We start from the raw sequence: 19,706 nt of genomic DNA, 5'->3' as shown, positions 1-19,706 counted from the left end.
GGAAAAAAGGCATCAAATTGGCCTCTAGCGCCCGTGGAATATGCGCAAGAAGCTCCTATTTTGATAGTAAATCAATCAGACTTGCATATTCATGATGTCGGTGTAGGCTTGCACCATGCGGTTGCGCACATGCAGCGTGGCCTGGAAGCCGATCTGGGCTTTCTGGATCGCCACCATGGTCTCTTCCAGGCTGACTTTGGGGTTTTCCATCTGGACTTCGCGCTGCAGCCGGGTCGATTCGTTCTGGGTTGCGCTGACCGATTGCAGTGCGCCTTTGAGCGCGCCGGAGAAGCTGCCCCCCACATCTTCTGTGGAAGATGCCCCTGCTGGGCGCACCCCGGCGCTGGGGCGAATCGTGCTGGGCATGGTGACGGGGGTGAGTTTGAGGTCCATGGCAGGTCTCTCTGGTCTTGACGTTGGGGCGATCCTAAGACGCGAGGCCATGCGGTATTTTTTTGAATTGCCGGGTAAAGCGGGTGCTTATTACCCTAATGTTTTTGGGGGTGGGTCGAATAATCAGCCCCATTCAGTCAGGCGAACCGCGCCCCACCGCATTGGAAACCATGGATATGCAAGCTGTAGCCACCGTCCCCGTCAACCCCACCATCGGGCAACGCTTTGCCGCGATGGACCAGGGGCAGCGCATGCGCCTGGCCCTGGGGGTGTTGCTGTTTGTGGCGATTGGCATCGTGGGCCTGGTCATGGGGCGCCAAGCCGAGTGGCGGGTGCTGTATTCCAACCTGGCTGACAAAGACGGCGGCGCGGTCATCTCCCAGCTCAGCACCCTGAACATTCCTTATAAGTACACCGAAGGCGGTGGCGCCATCCTGGTGCCGGCCGACCGCGTGCACGATGTGCGCCTGAAGCTGGCATCCCTGGGGCTGCCCAAAGGCTCGGTCAATGGCTTTGAGATGATGGAGGCCAACCGCTTCGGCATGACCCAGTTTCAGGAGCGCCTGACCTTCCAGCGCGGCCTGGAAGGGGAGCTGACCCGGTCGATCCAGGCCCTGTCCTCGGTGCAAAACGCCCGTGTGCACCTGGCCTTGCCCAACCAGAATGGGTTTTTCCGCGAGCAACAAAAACCGTCTGCCTCCGTCTTGCTCAGCCTGCACCCCGGCCGCACGTTGGACCGCAACCAACTGGCGGGCATCGTGCATTTGGTCGCCTCCAGCGTGCCCGAGATGAACCCCAGTGCAGTGAGCGTGCTGGACGACTCCGGCAAGCTGCTGTCGGCCCTGCCCGACGGCACAGGGGGCATGGGGGCCGATGCCGAGCAATTGCAGTATGCGCAGCAGATAGAGATGCTCTATAGCCGTCGCATTCTTGATATTCTGGAGCCATTGGTCGGCAAACAAAACGTGAAGGCGCAGGTAACGGCCGAACTGGATTTCTCCCAAACCGAGTCGACCACCGAATCGCACAAACCCAACCAGACGCCGGACAGCAGTGCCGTGCGCAGCCAGCAGCTGGTGGAAAGCACCAACGGTGCCCAGTCCGGCCCGCCCTCTGGTGTGCCCGGTGCCACCACCAACCAGCCACCCGCCCAGCCCGCCGCGCCCATCAATGGCCAGCCGCAAACGCTGGCTGCTGCTGGCCAGGCTGGCGGCGCTGCGGGAGCCAATAACTCGTCCAAGAAAGAGTCCATCATCAATTACGAGGTGGACAAGACGGTGCGCGTGGTCAAAGGCGCCACCGGAGTGATCAAGCGCATTAACGCCGCGGTGGTGCTGAACAACCAGACCGCCACGGATGACAAGGGCAAGGTCACCAGCACCCCCTTGACCGAAGCCCAGCTCGAAAAAATGACCGCCTTGGTTCGCGAAACCGTGGGTTTCAGCCAAGACCGCGGCGATTCGGTGAATGTGGTCAATGCGCCTTTTGCCGCGCCCGTGGTGGACAGCACAGAGATACCGGTGTGGCGTCAGCCCGAAGTGGTGGATCTGGCACGCAGTCTGGCCTGGCCGCTGGGCACCCTGGGTTTAGCGGCCCTGGTGCTGCTGGGCGTGATTCGCCCGGCCATGAAGTCGCTGGCCCAACCTCCTGTTGCTGCCGAGCCTCTGGGTGATGAGCGCGGTGGCCAGCTGGATGCGCTGGAGTCCGAGCAGCCCGCCCGTCCGCAGTTGGGCGGCCCTGGTGGTGAAACCGGCACTGCGGTGGTGTCTCCAGGTGAGTTGCGCCTGGAGGACGCCCGCAAGCTGACCCGCGATAACCCGGCTGCGGTGGCCAACATTGTCAAAGCGTGGATGAACGGCGAGGCACCGGCCTGATGGCCAGCGCAAAATAGCACCATGGCAAACGACGACGGACTCCAAGACGCGGCAATCCTCATGATGTCTCTGGGCGAGGCCGAGGCATCTGAGGTATTCAAACACCTATCGCCCAAGGAAGTGCAGCGCCTGGGTGAGGCCATCGCCAAAACCACCCAGCTCTCGCGCGAAAAAGTGGACGAGGTGGTGGAAAAGTTCACCGGCGTGGCGGCTTCGCAAAGCCTGCTGGTGTCCAACTCGGGCGACTATGTGCGCTCGGTGCTCAAACTTGCCCTCGGGGATGACAAGGCGGCACTGCTGATTGACCGCATCTTGCAGGGCGGCGACGTATCGGGCATTGAGAGCCTGAAGTGGATGGACCCCCTGAGCGTGGCCGAGTTGCTGCGCAACGAGCACCCACAGATCGTAGCCGCCATCCTGGTGCACCTGGACTACGACCAGGCAGCCGATGTGCTCAAGCACCTGACCGAGCGCCAGCGCAACGAAGTCATGCTGCGTGTGGCCACCATGGAGGGCATCCAGCCCACCGCCCTGAAGGACCTGAACGAAGTGCTGTTCAAGGTGCTGGCTGGCGGCGACAAGATCCGCAAGTCCTCGCTGGGGGGTATCAAGACGGCGGCCGAGATGATCAACCTGATGGGCACCGCCATCGAGGGCACGGTGATCGAGTCCATCCGCAGCCACGACGCAGACTTGGCGCAGAAGATCATGGACAAGATGTTTGTGTTCGACGATGTGCTCAAGCTCGACGACAAGGCGATCCAGATGGTGCTGAAGGAGGTGTCCTCCGATGTGCTGATCGTGGCGCTGAAAGGGGCACAGCCGGAGCTCAAGGAAAAGATTCTGGCCAATATGTCTTCGCGTGCGGCGGCTACGCTCAAGGAAGATTTGGAGTCTCGTGGCCCCATGCGCTTGTCCGAGGTCGAAGCGCAGCAGAAAGAAATTCTCAAGACGGTGCGCCGCCTGGCCGACGAGGGGCAGATTGTCATTGGTGGTGGAGGTGGCGACGACGCCATGGTCTGATGTCACGCAACCAAGCACGTTTTATTTCCGGCGAAGACGTTTCCACGGTCACCGAGTGGGACTTCGGCGCGGTCGACCAATCGTCGGTACGTTTTGCCGCCAAGCTCAAGGCGCAAGCCGAAGCGGAGGAGCAGGCCAAAGAAGACGGTGTGCGCCAGGCGGGGTATTCCGAGGGTTATGCCGCGGGGTACGCCCAAGGTCATGCCCAAGCCACGCTGGAAGGGCAGCGCCAGATTAACGAGTACATCGCCACCCAGGGCAAAGACGCCGCCGCCAACTTTGCGGCTTTGTTCGAGAGCGCTAGCGCGCAGCTGGCGGAGTCGGAGCAAGTCATAGCCCAGGGCGTGCTGGAGTTGGCCTGTGAGCTGGCACGGCAGGTGCTGCGCCATGAGCTCTCCACCAACCCCAATGCGCTGCAGCCCGTAGTGCGCGAGGCCTTAGGTGTGCTGGCGGTAGATAGCAAGGCTGCCGTGGTGCGCTTGCACCCGCTGGATCTGGAGGTCTTGGCCGAGGTGTTGCGACAAGAGTTTTCGGGTCTGGCCCTGACCCTGTTGCCAGACAGTAGCGTGGCCCGCGGCGGTTGCCTGGTGGAGTCGGCCGGTACTGTGGTGGACGGCACTGTGGAGAAACGCTGGCAGCGTGCCCTGGCCAGTTTGGGGTTTGACAGCCCTTGGGAGCCACGCGATGACAATGCCTGAGCCCCATACCGCCGCGCCCAAGTGGCAGGCTTTTCTGGAGGGCGCCCGTCAACAGGTGACCCAGGAGTCCACCCTCGAAGTGCGTGGCACGCTGACCCGCCTGGCGGGGTTGGTGCTGGAGGCCAGCGGCATTCGTATGCCCGTGGGGTCCCAATGCGTGGTCACCATGAAGGCGCGTGAGCCTGTGCTGGCAGAGGTGGTCGGCTTCTCGGGCGACCGTGCGTATTTGATGCCGGCGGGCGATGTCCATGGCCTGTCCAGTGGCGCTGGCGTCGCTGTGGCCGCGGCCTATGTGCCGGTGCCCCGTCTGGGCGAGGCGCCCTTGGCCCACGATCTGAGTGCTGCGGGGTTGCTGCGTTTACCTTTGGGCGACGGCCTGCTGGGCCGGGTGGTGGACTCGCAGGGCACGCCCATGGATCGCATGGGCCCCTTGCAAGATGTGGTGTCCAGGCCCATGGGCAGAAAACCCATTAATGCCATGGACCGCGCGCCAGTGCGGGATGTGCTGGATACCGGGGTTCGCTCCATCAACGCGCTGCTGAGTGTAGGGCGTGGCCAGCGTCTGGGCCTGTTCGCTGGCTCGGGAGTGGGCAAGAGCGTGCTGCTGGGCATGATGGCGCGTTACACCCAGGCCGATGTGATTGTGGTGGGCCTGATCGGCGAGCGGGGCCGCGAAGTCAAGGAATTCATTGAAGACATTCTGGGTGTGGAGGGGCGGGCCCGTTCTGTGGTGGTGGCTGCACCTGCAGATGCGCCGCCACTGCTGCGCATGCAGGGCGCCTCGTATGCAACCGCGATTGCCGAGCATTTTCGGGACCAGGGCCGCCACGTGCTGCTGCTCATGGACTCGCTGACCCGATACGCCATGGCGCAGCGTGAGATTGCGCTGGCCATTGGCGAGCCGCCTGCCACCAAAGGTTATCCGCCCTCGTGTTTTGCCAAGCTGCCGCAGCTGGTGGAGCGCAGCGGCAATGGCCTGCATGGCGTGGGCTCCATCACGGCGTTTTACACCGTGTTGTCTGAAGGCGATGACCAGCAGGACCCGATTGCCGATGCCGCGCGCGCCATTCTGGATGGGCACATTGTGCTGTCCCGCCGTCTGGCGGAGGCGGGGCATTACCCGGCAATTGATGTCGAGCAGTCCGCCTCGCGCGTGATGCACAACGTGGTGTCGCGCGAACATTTCGAGCTGGCCCGCCGTTTTCGCAGCCTGTACTCCAAGTACGAAAAAGGGCGCGATTTGGTGCAGATTGGTGCCTATGCACATGGCTCAGACCCGATGCTTGATGAAGCTATTGCCCTGCATCCCCCCATGCACCAGTTTTTGCAGCAGGACATGTTCGAAGCCTCCAGCATGGACGAAGCCTTGCAGGGCATGGCGGTTTGTACCTCCTCGCCAAGGGCGAGCGTGTAAGCCCCGAAAAATCTGAGCCTGCCATGAACCCACTCCACGGACTGCAACTCGCCATTGAGCTGGCCGAGCGCAAGCGCGATGAACGGGCGCAAGTGCTGGCGCAGGCGCAGCGACAAGTGCTTATGGGGCAACAGCAGTTGCAGCAGTTGCAAAGTTATGCCAACGACACGGACGCCCGTTGGACCCAGGGCCACAACATGGCGCTGTCCTCGGAACTGATTCGGCACCATTACCAGTTTGTGGAGCGTTTACAGCACGCGATTGGTATGCAGGATGGCGTGATTGCCAACTTGGTGCGTCAGGAAAACCAGTGCCGTGCAGCGCTGATGCAGGCGGAGATGCGCGTTTCCGGCCTGAAGCAGGTCTTGGAGAAGCGCAAGCTGCAAATAGCGGCTGTGGAGCAACGCCGCGAGCAGGGGCGTATGGATGAAATGGCCGCACTGGTCTATGCCCGCAGGATGGCCAGTGCCCAATTGGAGGATGCACGATGAGTATTGAGTCAACACCCGTCAGCCACAGTTTGGCGAAGGCTGCCCAGCCGGCTGCTGGCGGTAAAGGAAAAGCCACATCCGCGGTCGCAGGAGACGCTTTGGGTTTCTTTGCCATGCTGTCCGCCGCAGACGATGCGCTTGCGCTGTCTGCGGGCGCCTCTGGCCTTGCGGAGGGCTCAGGAGAGGGGGCATTGTCGGGAGCAGGGCCTCAGGGGGCGGATGATTTACTGGAGGCAGACGCAAATGCGCTGGCCGGCTGGGTATTGGGTGTCCCGGTGCCCGTGGCGCAAGAGGCGGTTTCTTCGGGGGGGGCGCCCGCCACTGCGTCTGGTGGGCATTTTCCCGGTGCCGGGCGGCCGGCGTGGTCTGTGGATGCCGAGGCACATGCCAATGGCGTGTTGTCAGCCACTCCGCGCAAAGCTGGCAAAACGACAGCTACAGCCGACTTGCAAAAAGCCCAGGATGGGCCAGCACCAGCCGTGCCCCTCGGGCACGACGTGGCGGCCAGCAAGCTTTTCGATGAAGAGATGGTGCGGGTGCAGGAGATTGTTTCTACGCTGGGCTTGGATGTGCGGGAGTCGTCCGCCCCCAGCGCTGCACAGGTCACGATGGGTGAGCGTCGTTTGCTGGAGCCTGCCGCCGCCAAGGCGGCACCGGCGGATGTGAGTTATTTTCAAAGTCAGGCCACCTCTGCCCCCATGGGCATGGACGGCGTGGTCGCCGCCCAATCGAGCATGCCACTGGAGGCGTATGTTGCTGAACAAGTGACTTACTGGATTGCGCAGGACGTTCAAAATGCGGAGCTCACGCTGGATGGCATGGGGTTTAGCCCCGTGGAGGTGAGTATCAGCATGCAGGGCAATGAGGCTCAGGTGGCGTTTAGAACAGATGAGTTGCATGCACGCGATGCGATCGAGAGTGCCTCGGAGCAGTTGAAAGACGCTTTGCAACGCCAGGGGGTGTTGCTAACAGGCATGTCAGTGGGGACCTCGCACAGCGGGGATTCTTCCGGGCAGGGCCGACGTCCGCGCCAAGAGGGTAGGCAGGTGGTGGTGACGGCCTTGGCACCAGTGCCGGTCGATAGCCCGGTGCAGACCAAAATCCCGCAAGGCCGAGCCCTGGATCTCTTCGTGTGAGTCGGTCTTTCTGTCAATAATGGAGGCGATGGTCGAATTCCCTGTCTTATTGGTGTTTAGGTGCCGGGTTTCTCCATCAATAATCCGAATACCGTTTTCAATGTGAGGATCCCACTGTGTCAGCAAAACCCGATGCCGCAGACGCCGCCAAGGCCCCCGCTAAAAGTAAAAAGATGCTGATCATCATGGTGGCGGCCGTATTGGTGCTGGTGATGGGTGGGGCCGCGGCTTTTTTTGTCATCAGCAAGCAGCGTGCAGCGGCGGAGGATGGCGAAGAGGCAGCACCCGCAAAAGCGGCTGCCCATGCCGATCCTAAAGCGCCCCCTGCTTACCTGCCTCTAGATGCCATGGTGGTGAATCTTGCGGATCCCGGTGGGGAGCGTGTGGCGCAGATTGGTATCACCCTGGAGGTGATGGATGCTAAGTCCTCCGATTCAGTGAAGGCCTATTTACCAACCATTCGCAGCGGTATTTTGATGCTGATTTCCCAGCGAACCGCGGAAGAGTTGCTCAAAGCCGAGGGTAAGGAAAAGCTCGCCAAGGATATTTTGCGAGAAGCCTCTGTCCCCTTTGGGGGCGGCGAAGAGGAGGATGAAGAGGAAGTTGCTTCCACCAAGAAGAAGAAAAAGAAAGCACCACCGGTGCAGTACCCCGTCGTGGGCGTGCTGTTTTCCAGTTTTATTGTGCAATAGGGGTCAACAGGACTGAACTATGAGTGAGTCGTTTCTTTCCCAAGAGGAAGTTGATGCGCTCCTGGAAGGCGTCACTGGCGAGAGCCAGAAGACGGTGGAGGAGGCTGCAGAGCACGGCGAGGTCCGTTCGTACAATATTTCCAGCCAGGAAAGAATCGTTCGCGGGCGTATGCCCACGATGGAAATCGTCAATGAGCGCTTTGCGCGCAACCTGCGTGTGGGGTTATTCAATTTCATTCGCCGTAGTCCTGAAATTTCTGTTGGACCCGTGGCCGTGCAGCGCTACAGCGCTTTTTTGCGTGAGCTGGCGGTGCCAACCAATTTCAACATCGTTGCTATCCGCCCATTGCGTGGCAGTGGTCTGATCGTCTGCGAGCCTGCACTGGTGTTTGGTGTGATTGACACCTTGTATGGCGGCATCGGGAAATTTCAGACGCGTATTGAGGGGCGTGATTTTTCGGCGACGGAGCAGCGTGTCATCAACCGGCTGGTAGAGGTGATCACCACGGAGTACAAAAAAGCTTGGAAGGGCATATACCCGTTGGAACTGGACTACCAGCGCAGCGAGATGCAGCCCCAGTTTGCCAACATTGCCACACCCAGCGAAATTGTGATTTCGACCTCGTTCCAACTTGAGATTGGTGACATCACCGGCGCGATTCACTTTAGTTTCCCGTACTCGACGCTAGAGCCTATCCGGGATGTGTTGTACTCGTCCACCCAAGGTGACTCTATTGAAGTGGATCGCCGCTGGGTGAATGTGCTGACGCGGGAAATCCAGGCAGCGGAAGTTACCCTGGTCGCCGAGTTGGCGCGTGCGGATGCGACGGTAGAGCAATTGCTGGCTATGAAAAAAGGGGATTTCATTGAACTGGACCGAGAGCCGCGTATCCAAGCCACGGTAGACGGGGTTCCACTTTTTGAGTGCCAGTACGGCACTCACAACGCCAAATACGCCATTCGCATAGAAAAAGCGCTGCGCGGTAACGACCAAAACTGGTTGGGAGAACGAAATGGCATCTGAAGAAAAACCGGAAGACAATGCAGGCGCGGCCGACGATGGCATGGCGGACTGGGCGGAGGCGTTGCTGGAGCAAAAAGCGACAGAGTCCGGCCCCGATTCGGGTGGCCCTTTGTCTGGAGAGCCGCCTAAACCCTTTGCGTCGGGTGCGGACGGGCATGTCAATGACATCAATATGGTGCTGGATATTCCCGTACAGCTTTCCGTGGAGCTTGGGCGTACCAAAGTACCTATCAAGCACATCCTGCAGCTCGGGCAAGGGTCGGTGGTGGAGCTAGATGCCTTGGCCGGCGAGCCTATGGATGTATTGGTTAATGGGTACCTGATCGCCCAGGGCGAGGTGGTGGTTGTTAATGACAAGTTTGGCATCCGACTTACTGATGTGGTGACGCCCTCGGAGCGTTTGCGGCGTGTCAGTAAAAATTAGCCTTGTGTGATTTGATATGACGCAGCAACTGCTATTGGTGGTGGCTTTCTTGGCTGCCTTGGCTGCTTTACCTTGGTTTTTGCGGTGGGTGCGTAGTCGGGTCGGCGCAAGCGCGGTGGAGGCCGGTGGGCAGAGTCGCTTTATTTCCGCGGTGGCGGTGGGGCCCAATCAAAGAGTGGTTACAGTCGAAGTTGGTCCGGAAAACGCAAGGGTTTGGTTGACGCTTGGGGTTGGGGCGCAGTCCATTGCACTCTTGCATACTGCGCCAGTAGGCGCCGCCTCATCTCGTGATGAGGGGGCTGTAACCCTGCCGAGCCTGCGGACATAAGTGCTTTCCAGTAATTTGAAAGAGACGGTGCGCTTGGGACGCTTTGGTAACTGGATTCGACTCGGTTTTGGGCTTGCTTGCCTGGGCTGGGGTGTCGCGGTTTTTGCGCAAACGCCCGGGCAACTGCCTTTGTTGGTTGGGACTGGAGAAAGTGGGATGAGTTTTTCCGTCCCCATCCAGACCTTGTTGTTCTTCACCGCGCTCTCTTTCATCCCCGCCGTCTTGCTGATGATGACGAGTTTTACGCGCATCGTGATCGTGCTCTCCTTGCTGAGGCAGGCGCTGGGTACTCAGTCCTCTCCGCCAAATCAGGTGATTGTTGGGCTTTCTCTGTTCCTCACTTTGTTTGTGATGGGGCCCACCTTTGATCGTGTGTACGCAGATGCGTATGAACCCTACAGCCGAAGTGCGATTCCATTTGAGCAAGCACTTGTTAAAGCCGAGATGCCATTGCGTGAATTCATGGTGAAGCAAACACGCCAGTCCGACTTTTCTCTATTCGCCAAATTGGCTAAATTGGATGCCAGCGTGAAGGCTGATACCGCGCCGCTGCGGGTGTTGGTGCCAGCCTTTGTAATCAGCGAGCTCAAATCTGCATTCCAGATTGGGTTCATGATTTTTATCCCATTTTTAGTGATCGATATTGTTGTCGCCAGTGTGCTGATGTCTTTGGGGATGATGATGCTGTCGCCCGTGTTAGTGGCGTTGCCGTTCAAACTGATGCTTTTTGTCTTGGCTGATGGTTGGAACCTGCTGATCGGGTCCTTGGCGGCCAGTTTTGTAACCTGAGGAACGACTATGAATGCCCAAACCGTTCTGACCATGGGGCAAGAGGCGTTGTTGATGCTGCTGATGGTGTCCTCTCCGGTGCTGGGCGCGGCTTTGTTGGTGGGGCTGCTGGTGAGCCTGTTCCAGGCTGTGACGCAGATTCACGAGGCGACTTTGGCTTTTGTGCCTAAATTGGTAGCTGTAATTGCTGTGTTTGCTATCGCTGGACCTTGGATGTTGACGATGCTGGTGGAGTACATCCGCAGAATGATCGAGGCGATCCCCGGCTCGGTGGTCTGATCGGTATGCCCGGGATTGCATTTACCGAGGCTCAGATTCTGGCTTGGCTATCTCCATTGCTGTGGCCTTTTCTACGCGTCCTTGCAGTTTTTACCTCGGCTCCCGTTTTGTCCTCACGGGCGGTGCCCATGCGTGTCAAAGTGGCGCTGGCCTTGTTCGTGGCGCTGGCTTGCCAGGCAACCATCCCTTCCTCGCTGAATTACAGCATTGCGTCTCCCGACGCCTTGGCTGTTGTGCTTCAGCAAGTACTGATTGGCTTTTCCATTGGTTTTGCCGTGCGATTGGTATTTGCGGCCATGGAGTTAGCGGGAGAGGTGGTCGGGTTTCAAATGGGGTTGAATTTCGCAGCCTTCTTTGACCCCTCGCTCAATTCTCAGAGTAGTGCGGTCGCTCGTTTCTTTGGTCAAATGGCGACACTGCTGTTTGTTGTGCTTAACGGCCACATCATGGTCCTGATGGCGGTGACCAAGAGCTTCGAAGCGTTCCCTGTCAGCCCCAGGTTTTTGGATGCTTTGGCTTCCATGCAGTTGTACCGGTTGGGGACAGATCTGTTTGCCAGCGCTTTGTGGATAGCACTACCCATGGTGGGGATGTTGTTGTTCGTTAACTTGGCATTGGGCGTCATTTCTCGTGTTGCGCCGCAGATTAATATTTTTGCCGTAGGCTTCCCAGTCACTTTGGTAGTTGGGATTGTGGGGATCGCCGTGACACTTCCGACCTTGGATCAACCTATGATCGCGCTGATGGAGCGGGCTATCGGTATTTTTTCTGGTCCGTGACGGCTTCGCTAGACCAAGTCGTTTCGAATGGCATAGACCGCCAGTTCTGCGTTGTTGCTTAGCCCCAGTTTTTCGAGTAGCCGCGCACGGTAAACGCTGACCGTCTTGGGGCTCAACATCAGTTCTTCCGCGATATCGGCCAACCGCTTGCCCGACGCGATTTTCAGCAGGGTTTGCAGCTCGCGCTCCGAGAGGCGTGCGTGCAGAGTTTCTGTACCTGGCTTGGACAATTGTTCTACCAGCATTTCGGAGACGGACGGTGTGACATACCGTCGACCTTGGGCTACGGTTCGAACTGCGCCGACGAGTTCATCGGGATTCCCCGCCTTGTTCAAATAGCCGTGCGCACCAGCCTTGAGACTGCGGATGGCGTACTGGTCTTCTGAGAACATCGAGACAACCAGTACTTTGATGTTTGGGTGACTGTCTTGGATGGATGCGAGGACGTCAAGGCCGCTTCGACCGGGTAAATTGAGGTCTAGCACCAATACATCGCAGGGCTGTTCCCGTAAGACGTCCTTGAGTTCGGCGTAGCTACCGGATTCGCCGACCACTTTCATGTCGACATGCTCACACAGCATATCGCGGATTCCGCGGCGAATCATGGCGTGGTCATCGCACAAGACAACTTGAATCATGGCGAGCCTTCTTGCGCAGAGTGTTCGCTGCGATTCAGGGGCACCGATAGCGTAATAGTCGTACCGGTATGGGGGGTGGAGCTGATATCCATCCAGCCACCGACGGACTTGGCGCGCTCTGCTAGGCCGCGCAGACCATAAGAGTTCTGTTTTTGCAATGCGAATTCCTCTAAACCTGGGCCGCTGTCTGCAATTTCTATGGTGAGTGTGTTGCCCAGGTTGGATATTTCGATACGCATATCACTGCCTAGTGCGTATTTGGAGGCGTTGGTGAGCGCTTCTTGCGCCGTCCTGTAGGCGGTCAACATGACGTCTGCCGGTAAGCTCATGGTTTCTGTGGTGGTAGTGATTTCAACTTTGCACGTGGTTCGCCTCTCAAAATCACGCGCTAACCACTGAATGGATGGCACTAATCCTTGATCCAGGATGGCTGGGCGCAGATTTTTCATGATGCGCTGGCTGGCGTGTGCGGCGTGCTGAATCATGTCGCTAGCTGACGCGATGTGCTGCAAACACTGCCTGTCGTTGGTGTGGCGTGCCAGCCATCCCAAGTCTAGTCGAACGGCGGCAAGCGCTCCACCAATGTCGTCGTGCACTTCACGTGCAATCGACGCACGCTCGCGTTCTATGGCAGTTTGCAGGTGCCCGGCAAGTTCAGAAATTCGACGCTCGGAAAGCGCCAATTCCTGTGCAGTCCTCTCTTTTTCCCTTTTTATGGCCTGTAAGTCCATGGTCCGCTGGATAACTCGCGGTAAGGCGGAGATTTCGTCCTTATGAAGGTAGTCACTGATGCCGCATTGGATAGCCTCGACGGCCGCAGCTTCGCCAATGGTTCCGGAGAGAATGATGAACGGGATCCTCTGGTGGTCGTTTTTGGATGTGTTCCATGCATCAATGGCAGTGAAGTCCCCAAGGCGGTAGTCAGCGATTACCAACTGATAGACCCCTTGGTCCATCGAGTGCTTGAATGCTGCCAATGTTTCGACACGCACCAAGCTGAATCGCATCCCCGTTTTTGAAAGGGTTCGAAGCACAAGTTGGTGGTCGATTGCCGAGTCCTCTAAATGGAGGATGTTCACCGCGCTCTCGGTATTTTTTGCATTGAGGATTGCCGATATCATGGGGTCTTATGGTAATCACTACCTCGTCTGCGGTGGGTGTGTTTCTGGGATGCATATGGGGACGCATAATTTCCCTGACAAGACAAGAATCCTGATACTCTAGAAGCGTGGCCCGGTTTGGTGATTCACAAGGACGCCGTGGATTGGTATAAAGACAGGCAAAGAGGAAAAAAGACAATGGAACCTTCGTCGATTTCGCCTGCCGCTCCTGCTGTGCAATTGCCGGTCATGCTCGTTGCAGAGGTCCAAGACTCCTTGTTGGTGGTTGTGCACGACCTGACCCGTCTGGATGGTCTGCTTGCGCATACGATGGAAAACCTCATGGAACGGTTTACCACTGCCAGTGCAAATCTGGCTTCACCGGCTCTCATGGAGTCCCAGGAGCTAGAGCTGGTTCGCAACACATTGCGGGCGGCCGTCACAGAGCTGCAATTTCAAGACATGGCTTCTCAGCTGATTGTTCATACCTCCAAAATTTTGCAGGGATGTGCCTATAGACTGGCCTCTGAGTCTATGGGCGCTGAAGATGGAGAAGCCGTGCCTTTTGTAGAGGAAGTGCCTGAGCGACCGAATCCAGTGACTCAGGACGAGATGGATGCTGGATCCATCGAGCTATTTTAATTTTCGCCACACCTTTTAACGGAATATTTCGGAGCCTTTCATGCCTTTAATCCTAGCTGTTGATGACTCACCGTCTATGCGGAAAATGGTTTCCTTTACGTTGACTGGCGCTGGTTACCAAGTGGTTGAGGCCGTGGATGGGCAGGATGCCTATGAAAAAGCTCAAGCGCAGGCTTTTGACTTGGTTCTTACCGATCAGAATATGCCGCGTCTGGATGGCTTGGGTTTGACTCGAAAGTTGCGTGAGCACCCGCAGTTCAAGACCGTCCCTATTCTGATGTTGACCACAGAGTCGAGTGACTTGATGAAGCAAGCGGGCCGCGCTGCGGGAGCTACCGGTTGGCTGGTGAAGCCCTTTGATCCTGCTCGATTGCTTGATGTAATTAAAAAAGTCATTCGTTGAGGTCGGTGACTTCAACTGGCACGCAGAAAATAGGAGATTCAGATGGCTGAGACGCATACCGAAAGTGGCGCTGGCGGTGATTTTGATCTAAGTCAGTTTTACCAAATTTTCTTCGAAGAGGCGGGAGAAAATCTGGATCAAATGGAGCAAATGCTCCTGAACCTGAACTTGGAAACGGCAGATGACGAAGAGCTGAATGGCATCTTCAGATGTGCGCACTCTGTGAAGGGTGGTGCTGCTACGTTTGGCTTTGCTGATGTGGCGGAATTGACCCACCAAATGGAATCGCTATTAGATCGGTTGCGCCGTCACGAACTACAGCCCAACGCGGCAATGGTCGACGTGCTTCTGGAGTCTGCCGATGCGTCTAGGGGCTTGCTGGCTCGCCATCAGGCTGGCGGAGAGGGCGATGCGCCTCCTACGGCGGATTTGGTACGTCGTATCAGCGAGCTTGCTGCTGGAGGTGCTGTGGCCCCGCCTGCAAAACCGACTCCTGCGCAGGTTGTCGTAGCGCCCGCTCCGTCGCCGAAGTTGGCCTCTCGGGCTGACGGTGTGCGAGATCTGCAGATTAGCATTGGGCCGTTGGATCGCCCCGAACAGGCGGATGCGATACAGGAGTTGTTTAGAGATATTCCGGGACTGGGGAGCATCAAGGCTGCTGCCAGTGAGCGGTCGGGTGTGCGCGTATTCGATGTTGAAACAGCATCGACTGATGATGATCTGTTGGATTTGTTTGCCTTTCACGTGGCGCGGGAGAAAGTCGCTATCGTGGAACGCTCGCATGAGTCGGTCGAAACACCCGCAATGGAGTCCTCGGCTGCGGACCACGTAGGCTTCGGTTTCTTTGATGGCTCTCCTGGTGCTCCTGCGCAAGTCGTTTTAGCGCAGGAAGTTGCTGTGGCCCAGGCTATTGAACCTGCTTTGGCCGCCAAAGCCGCACCAGGTAAGGCTGCTACAGCGGCTGCGGCCGCACAACCGGAAGCTGCCACGATACGGGTTGCGATCAGTAAGGTCGATCAGTTGATCAATTTGGTTGGAGAGTTGGTGATTACGCAGGCGATGCTTGCTCAAAACAGCCGAGCTCTTGATCCGGCGGTGTACCAGCAGCTATTGACAGGGTTGGCTGATTTGGACCGCAACACACGTGATTTGCAAGAGTCTGTGATGTCCATTCGGATGATTCCGATGTCCATCGTTTTTAGTCGCTTCCCCCGCATGCTGCGTGATTTAGCCGGTAAGTTGGGCAAAAAGGTTGATTTTGTAACGCAGGGTGAGGCGACAGAGTTGGATAAAGGCTTGGTTGAAAAAATCACGGATCCTCTGACACACTTGGTCCGAAACAGTTGTGATCATGGTGTCGAAATGCCTGCAGACCGTATTGCTGCAGGCAAGTCTGAAACCGGGACCATAACTTTGTCTGCTTCCCATCAAGGGGGCTCCATCGTCATTGAGGTGCGCGACGATGGGCGAGGTTTGTCCCGCCCCAAGATACTTGCGAAGGCGCGCGAGCGTGGTATCGACGTGTCCGACCAGATGTCTGATGCAGAGGTGTGGCAGCTCATCTTTGCCCCTGGGTTCTCCACGGCCGCCGTGGTAACAGACGTTTCTGGTCGCGGTGTGGGTATGGACGTCGTGAAGCGCAATATTGCGGCCCTCAACGGCACGGTCGAAATTGACTCTGCCGAAGGTTATGGAATGAAGGTGTCGGTTCGCTTGCCGTTGACCCTGGCCATCATGGACGGGATGTCCGTAGGCGTCGGTGATGAGGTTTATATTTTGCCGTTGTCTTCGGTCGTGGAGTCTTTCCAGGTGAAAGCCGATGCGGTTAGTACGGTGGGGCAGGGTTCTCAACTGGTCAAAGTTCGCGATGAATACATGCCAGTCATTGAGCTGGAGAAGGTGTTCCAAATTCCACGTTTCGACTTCGAGCGCTCCAGTGACATCATGGTTGTTGTCGAAGCGGAGGGGATTCGAGTCGCATTGCTGGTGGATGAATTGCTTGGGCAGCAGCAGGTGGTTGTCAAGAACTTGGAGTCGAACTATCGAAAGGTTCCGAATGTTTCTGGTGCAACCATTTTGGGTGATGGAAAGGTTGCGTTGATCCTTGATACGGGAGCCCTGGTAAGGCGCTCACGTCATTGATAAAAGCCTAAGGAGAAGACCATGGGAATGATGGAAAAACTGAATGAACTGACATCTTCTGGTGCGAGGGAGTACTTGACTTTTCGCTTGGATCAAGAGGAGTATGGAATTGATATTCTTAAGGTTCAAGAAATCCGCGGATACGAGTCGCCTACTCGGGTTGCCAATGCTCCTAACTTCATTAAGGGTGTCGTGAATTTGCGGGGAACCATTGTTCCTATCGTTGACATGCGGTTGAAGTTCAACTGCTCCAAGGCTGAGTACAACTCTTTCACAGTGGTAATCGTGCTGAACTTGCGCAATCGTATTGTGGGAATTGTTGTTGATTCAGTCAGTGATGTTATGGAATTACCCCCCGAGAATTTGAAATCAGCTCCGGATATAGACAGTGTGATTGATAGTGCGGCCGTGCTCGGATTGGGATCTATCGGTGACCGAATGTTGATTCTTTTGGATATTGAGCGCCTGATGTCCGCTGCGGAGATGGGGTTGGTTAGCGCATCGGAATAGCGATTGCTCAAGTGACTTTCAAAATTACTACATAGAAATAAATTGCAATATGGCCTTGCCCCCCCCCCAAGCTGTTGGAGAGATGCAAGGCAGGGAGTTCGCTTGGACGAACTCGGATTTTGACCATGTTCAAAAACTGATTTACCAGCGTGCTGGCATCAGTTTGCATGATGGCAAGCACGCCATGGTGTATAGCCGGCTCTCTCGGCGATTGCGTGATACCGGGCACAACAGCTTTAGAGAGTATTTGAGTTGGCTCGAGTCAACCGATGGTCCTGAGTGGCAAGAGTTCGTCAATGCACTGACCACCAACTTAACGTCTTTTTTTCGTGAGCATCATCACTTCGAAATCCTTTCAGATTTTTTGAAGTCACGGGTCGGATCTTCCGAGTGCAAAATTTGGTGTAGCGCTGCCTCTACTGGTGAGGAGCCGTATTCGATTGCGATGACTGCATCCGAGGTGCTCGGCAAGTCGAAATTCTCCTTACAAGCAAGCGACATTGACTCGAAAGTGCTGGCGACTGCCGCGCAGGGCGTTTATCGCATGGAGGGTCTGAAGGGGGTCTCTGCTGATCTTGCGCGCAAATACTTTTTGCGTGGAAAGGCAGGGAATGCCGGTTTGGTCAGGGTGAAGCCTGAGCTGCGTCACGCGATTGAGTTCTTGAACGTGAACCTCATAAAAGACGATTGGCCCTTCCGCGATCCTTTCGATGCCGTGTTTTGTCGAAATGTCATGATTTACTTTGATGCATCCACCCAAAGAAGAGTTCTGGAAAAAATCCACCGGGTTATGAAGCCTGGGGCTTTGCTTTTTGTCGGACATGCAGAGAACTTCAGTGACTCGCGGGATCTCTTTGCTCTTAAAGGAAAAACTGTCTACGAGCGTTGTAGGTGAGCGTTACACCCCCCCTGGTAGTCGATAAACCGATTCAACTGTTTGGATAGCAATTTCAAATGATTTCAACTTCAAGTAGTTTGGTGTCCGGTGTTGTTCGAACGAATGCCGTGGTTCCGCCGCCAAAGACGTTGGCAAGTGGACGTGTATCCCGAATTGAGCATTTGAAAGCCCAGCCGCGCAAGCCCGGAGAGGCGTCTTTCTTTTATGCCGACCATCATTTCCAATACGATGCCGTAAAAGTGCTCCCGGGGGAGTATTACGTTTCGAATGAAGATCTGGTCATCATGACGGTGTTGGGTTCCTGTATCGCAGCGTGTATCTGGGACGGCAAAGCGCGTACGGGGGGGATGAATCACTTCATGCTGCCTGATGGTGATGGCGCGGATGGTTCTGGCAGATATGGTTCCTATGCGATGGAGCTCTTAATCAATGAAATGTTGAAGTTGGGTGCTCGGCGCGAAACAATGCAAGCCAAAATTTTTGGCGGCGCCCAAGTAATGGCTGGTTTTACCACGATGAATGTGGGGGAGCGCAACACCAAATTCGTTCTGGATTACCTTGCCACAGAGCGCATCCCTGTCGTCTCGCAAGATGTTTTGGATATTCACCCGCGCAAAGTCTGTTTTTTTCCGGTTAGTGGGAAAGCATTAGTGAAGCGGTTGGCTCATTCGCATCCAGAAACATTGGCTGTTGAAGAGCGGCGTGGTAACGCCGCGTCTGTCGCGAAGTCTACGTCGGGCGGTTCTGTCGACCTTTTTTGAGTTGGTAATGAAGAAAATTCGAGTTGTAGTGGTTGATGACTCTGCCTTGGTGCGTAGTCTGCTGGCTGAGATCATCAATAAACAGGCTGATATGGAATGCGTTGGCGCTGCCAACGATCCGTTAATTGCACGAGAGATGATTCGAGAGCTTGATCCTGATGTCATCACGCTTGATATCGAGATGCCAAAGATGGATGGTCTCGATTTTTTAGGCCGTTTGATGCGATTGCGTCCCATGCCCGTTGTGATGATTTCGACGCTCACAGAGCGAGGCGCAGAAGTCACGATGAAGGCGTTGGAGTTGGGGGCCGTGGACTTTGTGGCGAAGCCTCGGATTGGTTTGGTGGACGGTATCAAGGAGCTGGCTAGCAATATCGTCGACAAAATCCGAGTGGCTGCAGCTGCAAAAGTTCAGAGGGGCGTGCGTGCGCCTTCATCGCCCGTAGGCGCTGGTCAGCCTTCGCTCCCCAGCAGTTCACCTATCTCGCTTGGTCGAGTTTCTACAGAGAAGCTGGTATTTATTGGTGCTTCAACCGGAGGAACGGAGGCGATTAAGGAGATTCTTGTCCGACTTCCTGCGGACTCCCCGGGAGTGGTGATCACTCAGCATATGCCGCCTGGCTTCACCACCAGTTTTGCCGCGCGTTTGAATGGACTTTGTCAAATTACGGTGCAAGAGGCGGTCAATGGCGCGCGCGTGCTACCCGGACATGCTTATATTGCCCCCGGGGGTAAGCAGTTTTGGGTCGAGAAGAGTGGCGCGAACTATGTGTGTGTTGTTGAAGATGGCGAGCTCGTGAATCGGCATCGGCCGTCCGTGGAGGTTCTCTTCCGATCGGCGGCAAAGGTTGCTGGTCGTAACGCATTTGGCGTCATGTTGACGGGTATGGGCAACGATGGCGCTAAAGCGATGAAGGAAATGAAAGACGCTGGTAGTTACAACTATGTGCAAGACGAGGCGAGTTGCATCGTATTTGGGATGCCGCGAGAGGCGATTTTGAGTGGAGCTGCGGACGAAATTTTGCCCTTGATGGAAATCGCGCCCGCACTGCTCCTGCGACTAAAAGGTGCTTCTGACAGATATCGTGTGTAGGTGGCCTTAGTCGTGCTACACTGCGCACCCGCTCAGAAATGAACGGGACAATCAAACAAAAAATCTTTTGCTTGATTTGACAATGCTTCAAAAAGTGTGTCATAATTCAAGGCTTCGCTGATCACAGCAAAGCAAACGAAGTAAAGTAAAAAGTGCTTCAGATCATTAAAAATTT

23 protein-coding genes are annotated in these 19,706 nt (G+C 56.4%); 20 read left to right on the top strand and 3 right to left on the bottom strand.

Annotated elements, in window-relative coordinates; translation table 11 throughout:
* Positions 1-75 precede the first annotated feature (75 nt).
* Entirely contained in the window at positions 76-393 is a 318-nt protein-coding gene (fliE, locus tag AC097A_RS06025; protein WP_479620125.1) for a flagellar hook-basal body complex protein FliE, read from the bottom strand.
* A gap of 176 nt (positions 394-569) precedes the next feature.
* On the opposite strand from fliE, the gene fliF reads away from it, so the two are divergent.
* The 13 genes from fliF (at position 570) to fliR (ending at position 11,344) form a co-directional block, all read left to right on the top strand.
* Positions 570-2,267 (top strand): flagellar basal-body MS-ring/collar protein FliF, encoded by a 1,698-nt coding sequence (fliF, locus tag AC097A_RS06020; protein WP_105261534.1) that lies wholly within the window; start codon positions 570-572, stop codon positions 2,265-2,267.
* Between the two features lie 21 nt (positions 2,268-2,288).
* Positions 2,289-3,290: a flagellar motor switch protein FliG gene (gene fliG, locus AC097A_RS06015; protein WP_105261412.1), complete on the top strand. Its 1,002-nt coding sequence runs from the start codon at positions 2,289-2,291 to the stop codon at positions 3,288-3,290.
* On the top strand, positions 3,290-3,988 hold the full coding sequence (locus tag AC097A_RS06010; protein ID WP_479620124.1) for a FliH/SctL family protein: 699 nt from the start codon (positions 3,290-3,292) through the stop codon (positions 3,986-3,988). Before fliG ends, AC097A_RS06010 begins: the two co-directional genes overlap by 1 nt.
* Positions 3,981-5,402 (top strand): flagellar protein export ATPase FliI, encoded by a 1,422-nt coding sequence (gene fliI, locus AC097A_RS06005; RefSeq protein WP_479620206.1) that lies wholly within the window; start codon positions 3,981-3,983, stop codon positions 5,400-5,402. Before AC097A_RS06010 ends, fliI begins: the two co-directional genes overlap by 8 nt.
* Before the next feature lie 23 nt (positions 5,403-5,425).
* Positions 5,426-5,893 (top strand): flagellar export protein FliJ, encoded by a 468-nt coding sequence (fliJ, locus tag AC097A_RS06000; protein WP_479620123.1) that lies wholly within the window; start codon positions 5,426-5,428, stop codon positions 5,891-5,893.
* 113 nt (positions 5,894-6,006) lie between these two features.
* Positions 6,007-7,029, top strand: a complete 1,023-nt coding sequence (locus AC097A_RS05995) for a flagellar hook-length control protein FliK (RefSeq protein WP_479620122.1) — start codon at positions 6,007-6,009, stop codon at positions 7,027-7,029.
* A gap of 116 nt (positions 7,030-7,145) precedes the next feature.
* The gene (locus AC097A_RS05990; RefSeq protein ID WP_479620121.1) at positions 7,146-7,721 is read left to right on the top strand and encodes a flagellar basal body-associated FliL family protein; all 576 of its coding nucleotides are present in this window, start codon (positions 7,146-7,148) and stop codon (positions 7,719-7,721) included.
* Positions 7,722-7,740: 19 nt separating this feature from the next.
* A complete protein-coding gene (gene fliM / locus AC097A_RS05985) occupies positions 7,741-8,745 on the top strand; it encodes a flagellar motor switch protein FliM (RefSeq protein ID WP_105261408.1) in 1,005 nt (334 codons plus the stop codon).
* Positions 8,735-9,169, top strand: a complete 435-nt coding sequence (gene fliN, locus AC097A_RS05980; protein WP_479620120.1) for a flagellar motor switch protein FliN — start codon at positions 8,735-8,737, stop codon at positions 9,167-9,169. The genes fliM and fliN overlap by 11 nt, the downstream gene beginning before the upstream one ends.
* A 16-nt stretch (positions 9,170-9,185) precedes the next feature.
* Entirely contained in the window at positions 9,186-9,497 is a 312-nt protein-coding gene (locus AC097A_RS05975) for a flagellar biosynthetic protein FliO (protein WP_105261406.1), read from the top strand.
* A 54-nt stretch (positions 9,498-9,551) separates the two neighbouring features.
* Entirely contained in the window at positions 9,552-10,286 is a 735-nt protein-coding gene (fliP, locus tag AC097A_RS05970) for a flagellar type III secretion system pore protein FliP (protein WP_479620205.1), read from the top strand.
* Between the two features lie 9 nt (positions 10,287-10,295).
* Entirely contained in the window at positions 10,296-10,565 is a 270-nt protein-coding gene (fliQ, locus tag AC097A_RS05965; protein WP_105261404.1) for a flagellar biosynthesis protein FliQ, read from the top strand.
* A gap of 5 nt (positions 10,566-10,570) precedes the next feature.
* A complete protein-coding gene (gene fliR, locus AC097A_RS05960) occupies positions 10,571-11,344 on the top strand; it encodes a flagellar biosynthetic protein FliR (protein WP_479620119.1) in 774 nt (257 codons plus the stop codon).
* A gap of 8 nt (positions 11,345-11,352) precedes the next feature.
* On the opposite strand, the gene AC097A_RS05955 is transcribed toward fliR, so the two are convergent.
* Both AC097A_RS05955 and AC097A_RS05950 read right to left on the bottom strand, forming a co-directional pair.
* Positions 11,353-11,982, bottom strand: a complete 630-nt coding sequence (locus AC097A_RS05955; RefSeq protein WP_105261402.1) for a response regulator — start codon at positions 11,980-11,982, stop codon at positions 11,353-11,355.
* Positions 11,979-13,103 (bottom strand): sensor histidine kinase, encoded by a 1,125-nt coding sequence (locus tag AC097A_RS05950; protein WP_479620118.1) that lies wholly within the window; start codon positions 13,101-13,103, stop codon positions 11,979-11,981. Before AC097A_RS05950 ends, AC097A_RS05955 begins: the two co-directional genes overlap by 4 nt.
* A 177-nt stretch (positions 13,104-13,280) precedes the next feature.
* Here AC097A_RS05950 and AC097A_RS05945 point away from each other — a divergent pair, with 177 nt between their 5' ends.
* The 7 genes from AC097A_RS05945 to AC097A_RS05915 are packed head-to-tail and all read left to right on the top strand — an operon-like array spanning position 13,281 to position 19,531.
* Positions 13,281-13,724 (top strand): hypothetical protein, encoded by a 444-nt coding sequence (locus AC097A_RS05945; RefSeq protein WP_105261400.1) that lies wholly within the window; start codon positions 13,281-13,283, stop codon positions 13,722-13,724.
* A gap of 40 nt (positions 13,725-13,764) precedes the next feature.
* Positions 13,765-14,127, top strand: a complete 363-nt coding sequence (locus AC097A_RS05940) for a response regulator (RefSeq protein ID WP_105261399.1) — start codon at positions 13,765-13,767, stop codon at positions 14,125-14,127.
* Between the two features lie 42 nt (positions 14,128-14,169).
* Entirely contained in the window at positions 14,170-16,269 is a 2,100-nt protein-coding gene (locus AC097A_RS05935) for a chemotaxis protein CheW (RefSeq protein ID WP_479620117.1), read from the top strand.
* Between the two features lie 21 nt (positions 16,270-16,290).
* A complete protein-coding gene (locus AC097A_RS05930) occupies positions 16,291-16,779 on the top strand; it encodes a chemotaxis protein CheW (protein ID WP_105261397.1) in 489 nt (162 codons plus the stop codon).
* Positions 16,780-16,828: 49 nt separating this feature from the next.
* Positions 16,829-17,674 carry a CheR family methyltransferase gene (locus AC097A_RS05925; protein WP_236635343.1) on the top strand — a complete coding sequence of 282 codons (846 nt, stop codon included), beginning with the start codon at positions 16,829-16,831 and terminating at the stop codon, positions 17,672-17,674.
* Positions 17,675-17,733: 59 nt separating this feature from the next.
* Positions 17,734-18,438: a chemoreceptor glutamine deamidase CheD gene (cheD, locus tag AC097A_RS05920; RefSeq protein WP_479620116.1), complete on the top strand. Its 705-nt coding sequence runs from the start codon at positions 17,734-17,736 to the stop codon at positions 18,436-18,438.
* Positions 18,439-18,445: 7 nt separating this feature from the next.
* Positions 18,446-19,531 (top strand): protein-glutamate methylesterase/protein-glutamine glutaminase, encoded by a 1,086-nt coding sequence (locus AC097A_RS05915; RefSeq protein WP_105261395.1) that lies wholly within the window; start codon positions 18,446-18,448, stop codon positions 19,529-19,531.
* Positions 19,532-19,706: the final 175 nt, after the last annotated feature.

The sequence above is a fragment of the Rhodoferax sp. XS2R6 genome (assembly GCF_056521365.1).
Note: the sequence above shows the minus strand (reverse complement) of the source record. Positions and strands in the feature narration are given on the sequence as shown.

Coding starts and splice junctions, on each gene's coding strand:
- fliE (WP_479620125.1), bottom strand. CDS start 393: ATGGACCTCAAACTCACCCCCGTCACCATGCCCAGCACGATTCGCCCC.
- fliF (WP_105261534.1), top strand. CDS start 570: ATGCAAGCTGTAGCCACCGTCCCCGTCAACCCCACCATCGGGCAACGC.
- fliG (WP_105261412.1), top strand. CDS start 2,289: ATGGCAAACGACGACGGACTCCAAGACGCGGCAATCCTCATGATGTCT.
- AC097A_RS06010 (WP_479620124.1), top strand. CDS start 3,290: ATGTCACGCAACCAAGCACGTTTTATTTCCGGCGAAGACGTTTCCACG.
- fliI (WP_479620206.1), top strand. CDS start 3,981: ATGCCTGAGCCCCATACCGCCGCGCCCAAGTGGCAGGCTTTTCTGGAG.
- fliJ (WP_479620123.1), top strand. CDS start 5,426: ATGAACCCACTCCACGGACTGCAACTCGCCATTGAGCTGGCCGAGCGC.
- AC097A_RS05995 (WP_479620122.1), top strand. CDS start 6,007: ATGCTGTCCGCCGCAGACGATGCGCTTGCGCTGTCTGCGGGCGCCTCT.
- fliM (WP_105261408.1), top strand. CDS start 7,741: ATGAGTGAGTCGTTTCTTTCCCAAGAGGAAGTTGATGCGCTCCTGGAA.
- fliN (WP_479620120.1), top strand. CDS start 8,735: ATGGCATCTGAAGAAAAACCGGAAGACAATGCAGGCGCGGCCGACGAT.
- AC097A_RS05975 (WP_105261406.1), top strand. CDS start 9,186: ATGACGCAGCAACTGCTATTGGTGGTGGCTTTCTTGGCTGCCTTGGCT.
- fliQ (WP_105261404.1), top strand. CDS start 10,296: ATGAATGCCCAAACCGTTCTGACCATGGGGCAAGAGGCGTTGTTGATG.
- fliR (WP_479620119.1), top strand. CDS start 10,571: ATGCCCGGGATTGCATTTACCGAGGCTCAGATTCTGGCTTGGCTATCT.
- AC097A_RS05955 (WP_105261402.1), bottom strand. CDS start 11,982: ATGATTCAAGTTGTCTTGTGCGATGACCACGCCATGATTCGCCGCGGA.
- AC097A_RS05950 (WP_479620118.1), bottom strand. CDS start 13,103: ATGATATCGGCAATCCTCAATGCAAAAAATACCGAGAGCGCGGTGAAC.
- AC097A_RS05945 (WP_105261400.1), top strand. CDS start 13,281: ATGGAACCTTCGTCGATTTCGCCTGCCGCTCCTGCTGTGCAATTGCCG.
- AC097A_RS05940 (WP_105261399.1), top strand. CDS start 13,765: ATGCCTTTAATCCTAGCTGTTGATGACTCACCGTCTATGCGGAAAATG.
- AC097A_RS05935 (WP_479620117.1), top strand. CDS start 14,170: ATGGCTGAGACGCATACCGAAAGTGGCGCTGGCGGTGATTTTGATCTA.
- AC097A_RS05930 (WP_105261397.1), top strand. CDS start 16,291: ATGGGAATGATGGAAAAACTGAATGAACTGACATCTTCTGGTGCGAGG.
- AC097A_RS05925 (WP_236635343.1), top strand. CDS start 16,829: ATGGCCTTGCCCCCCCCCCAAGCTGTTGGAGAGATGCAAGGCAGGGAG.
- cheD (WP_479620116.1), top strand. CDS start 17,734: ATGATTTCAACTTCAAGTAGTTTGGTGTCCGGTGTTGTTCGAACGAAT.
- AC097A_RS05915 (WP_105261395.1), top strand. CDS start 18,446: ATGAAGAAAATTCGAGTTGTAGTGGTTGATGACTCTGCCTTGGTGCGT.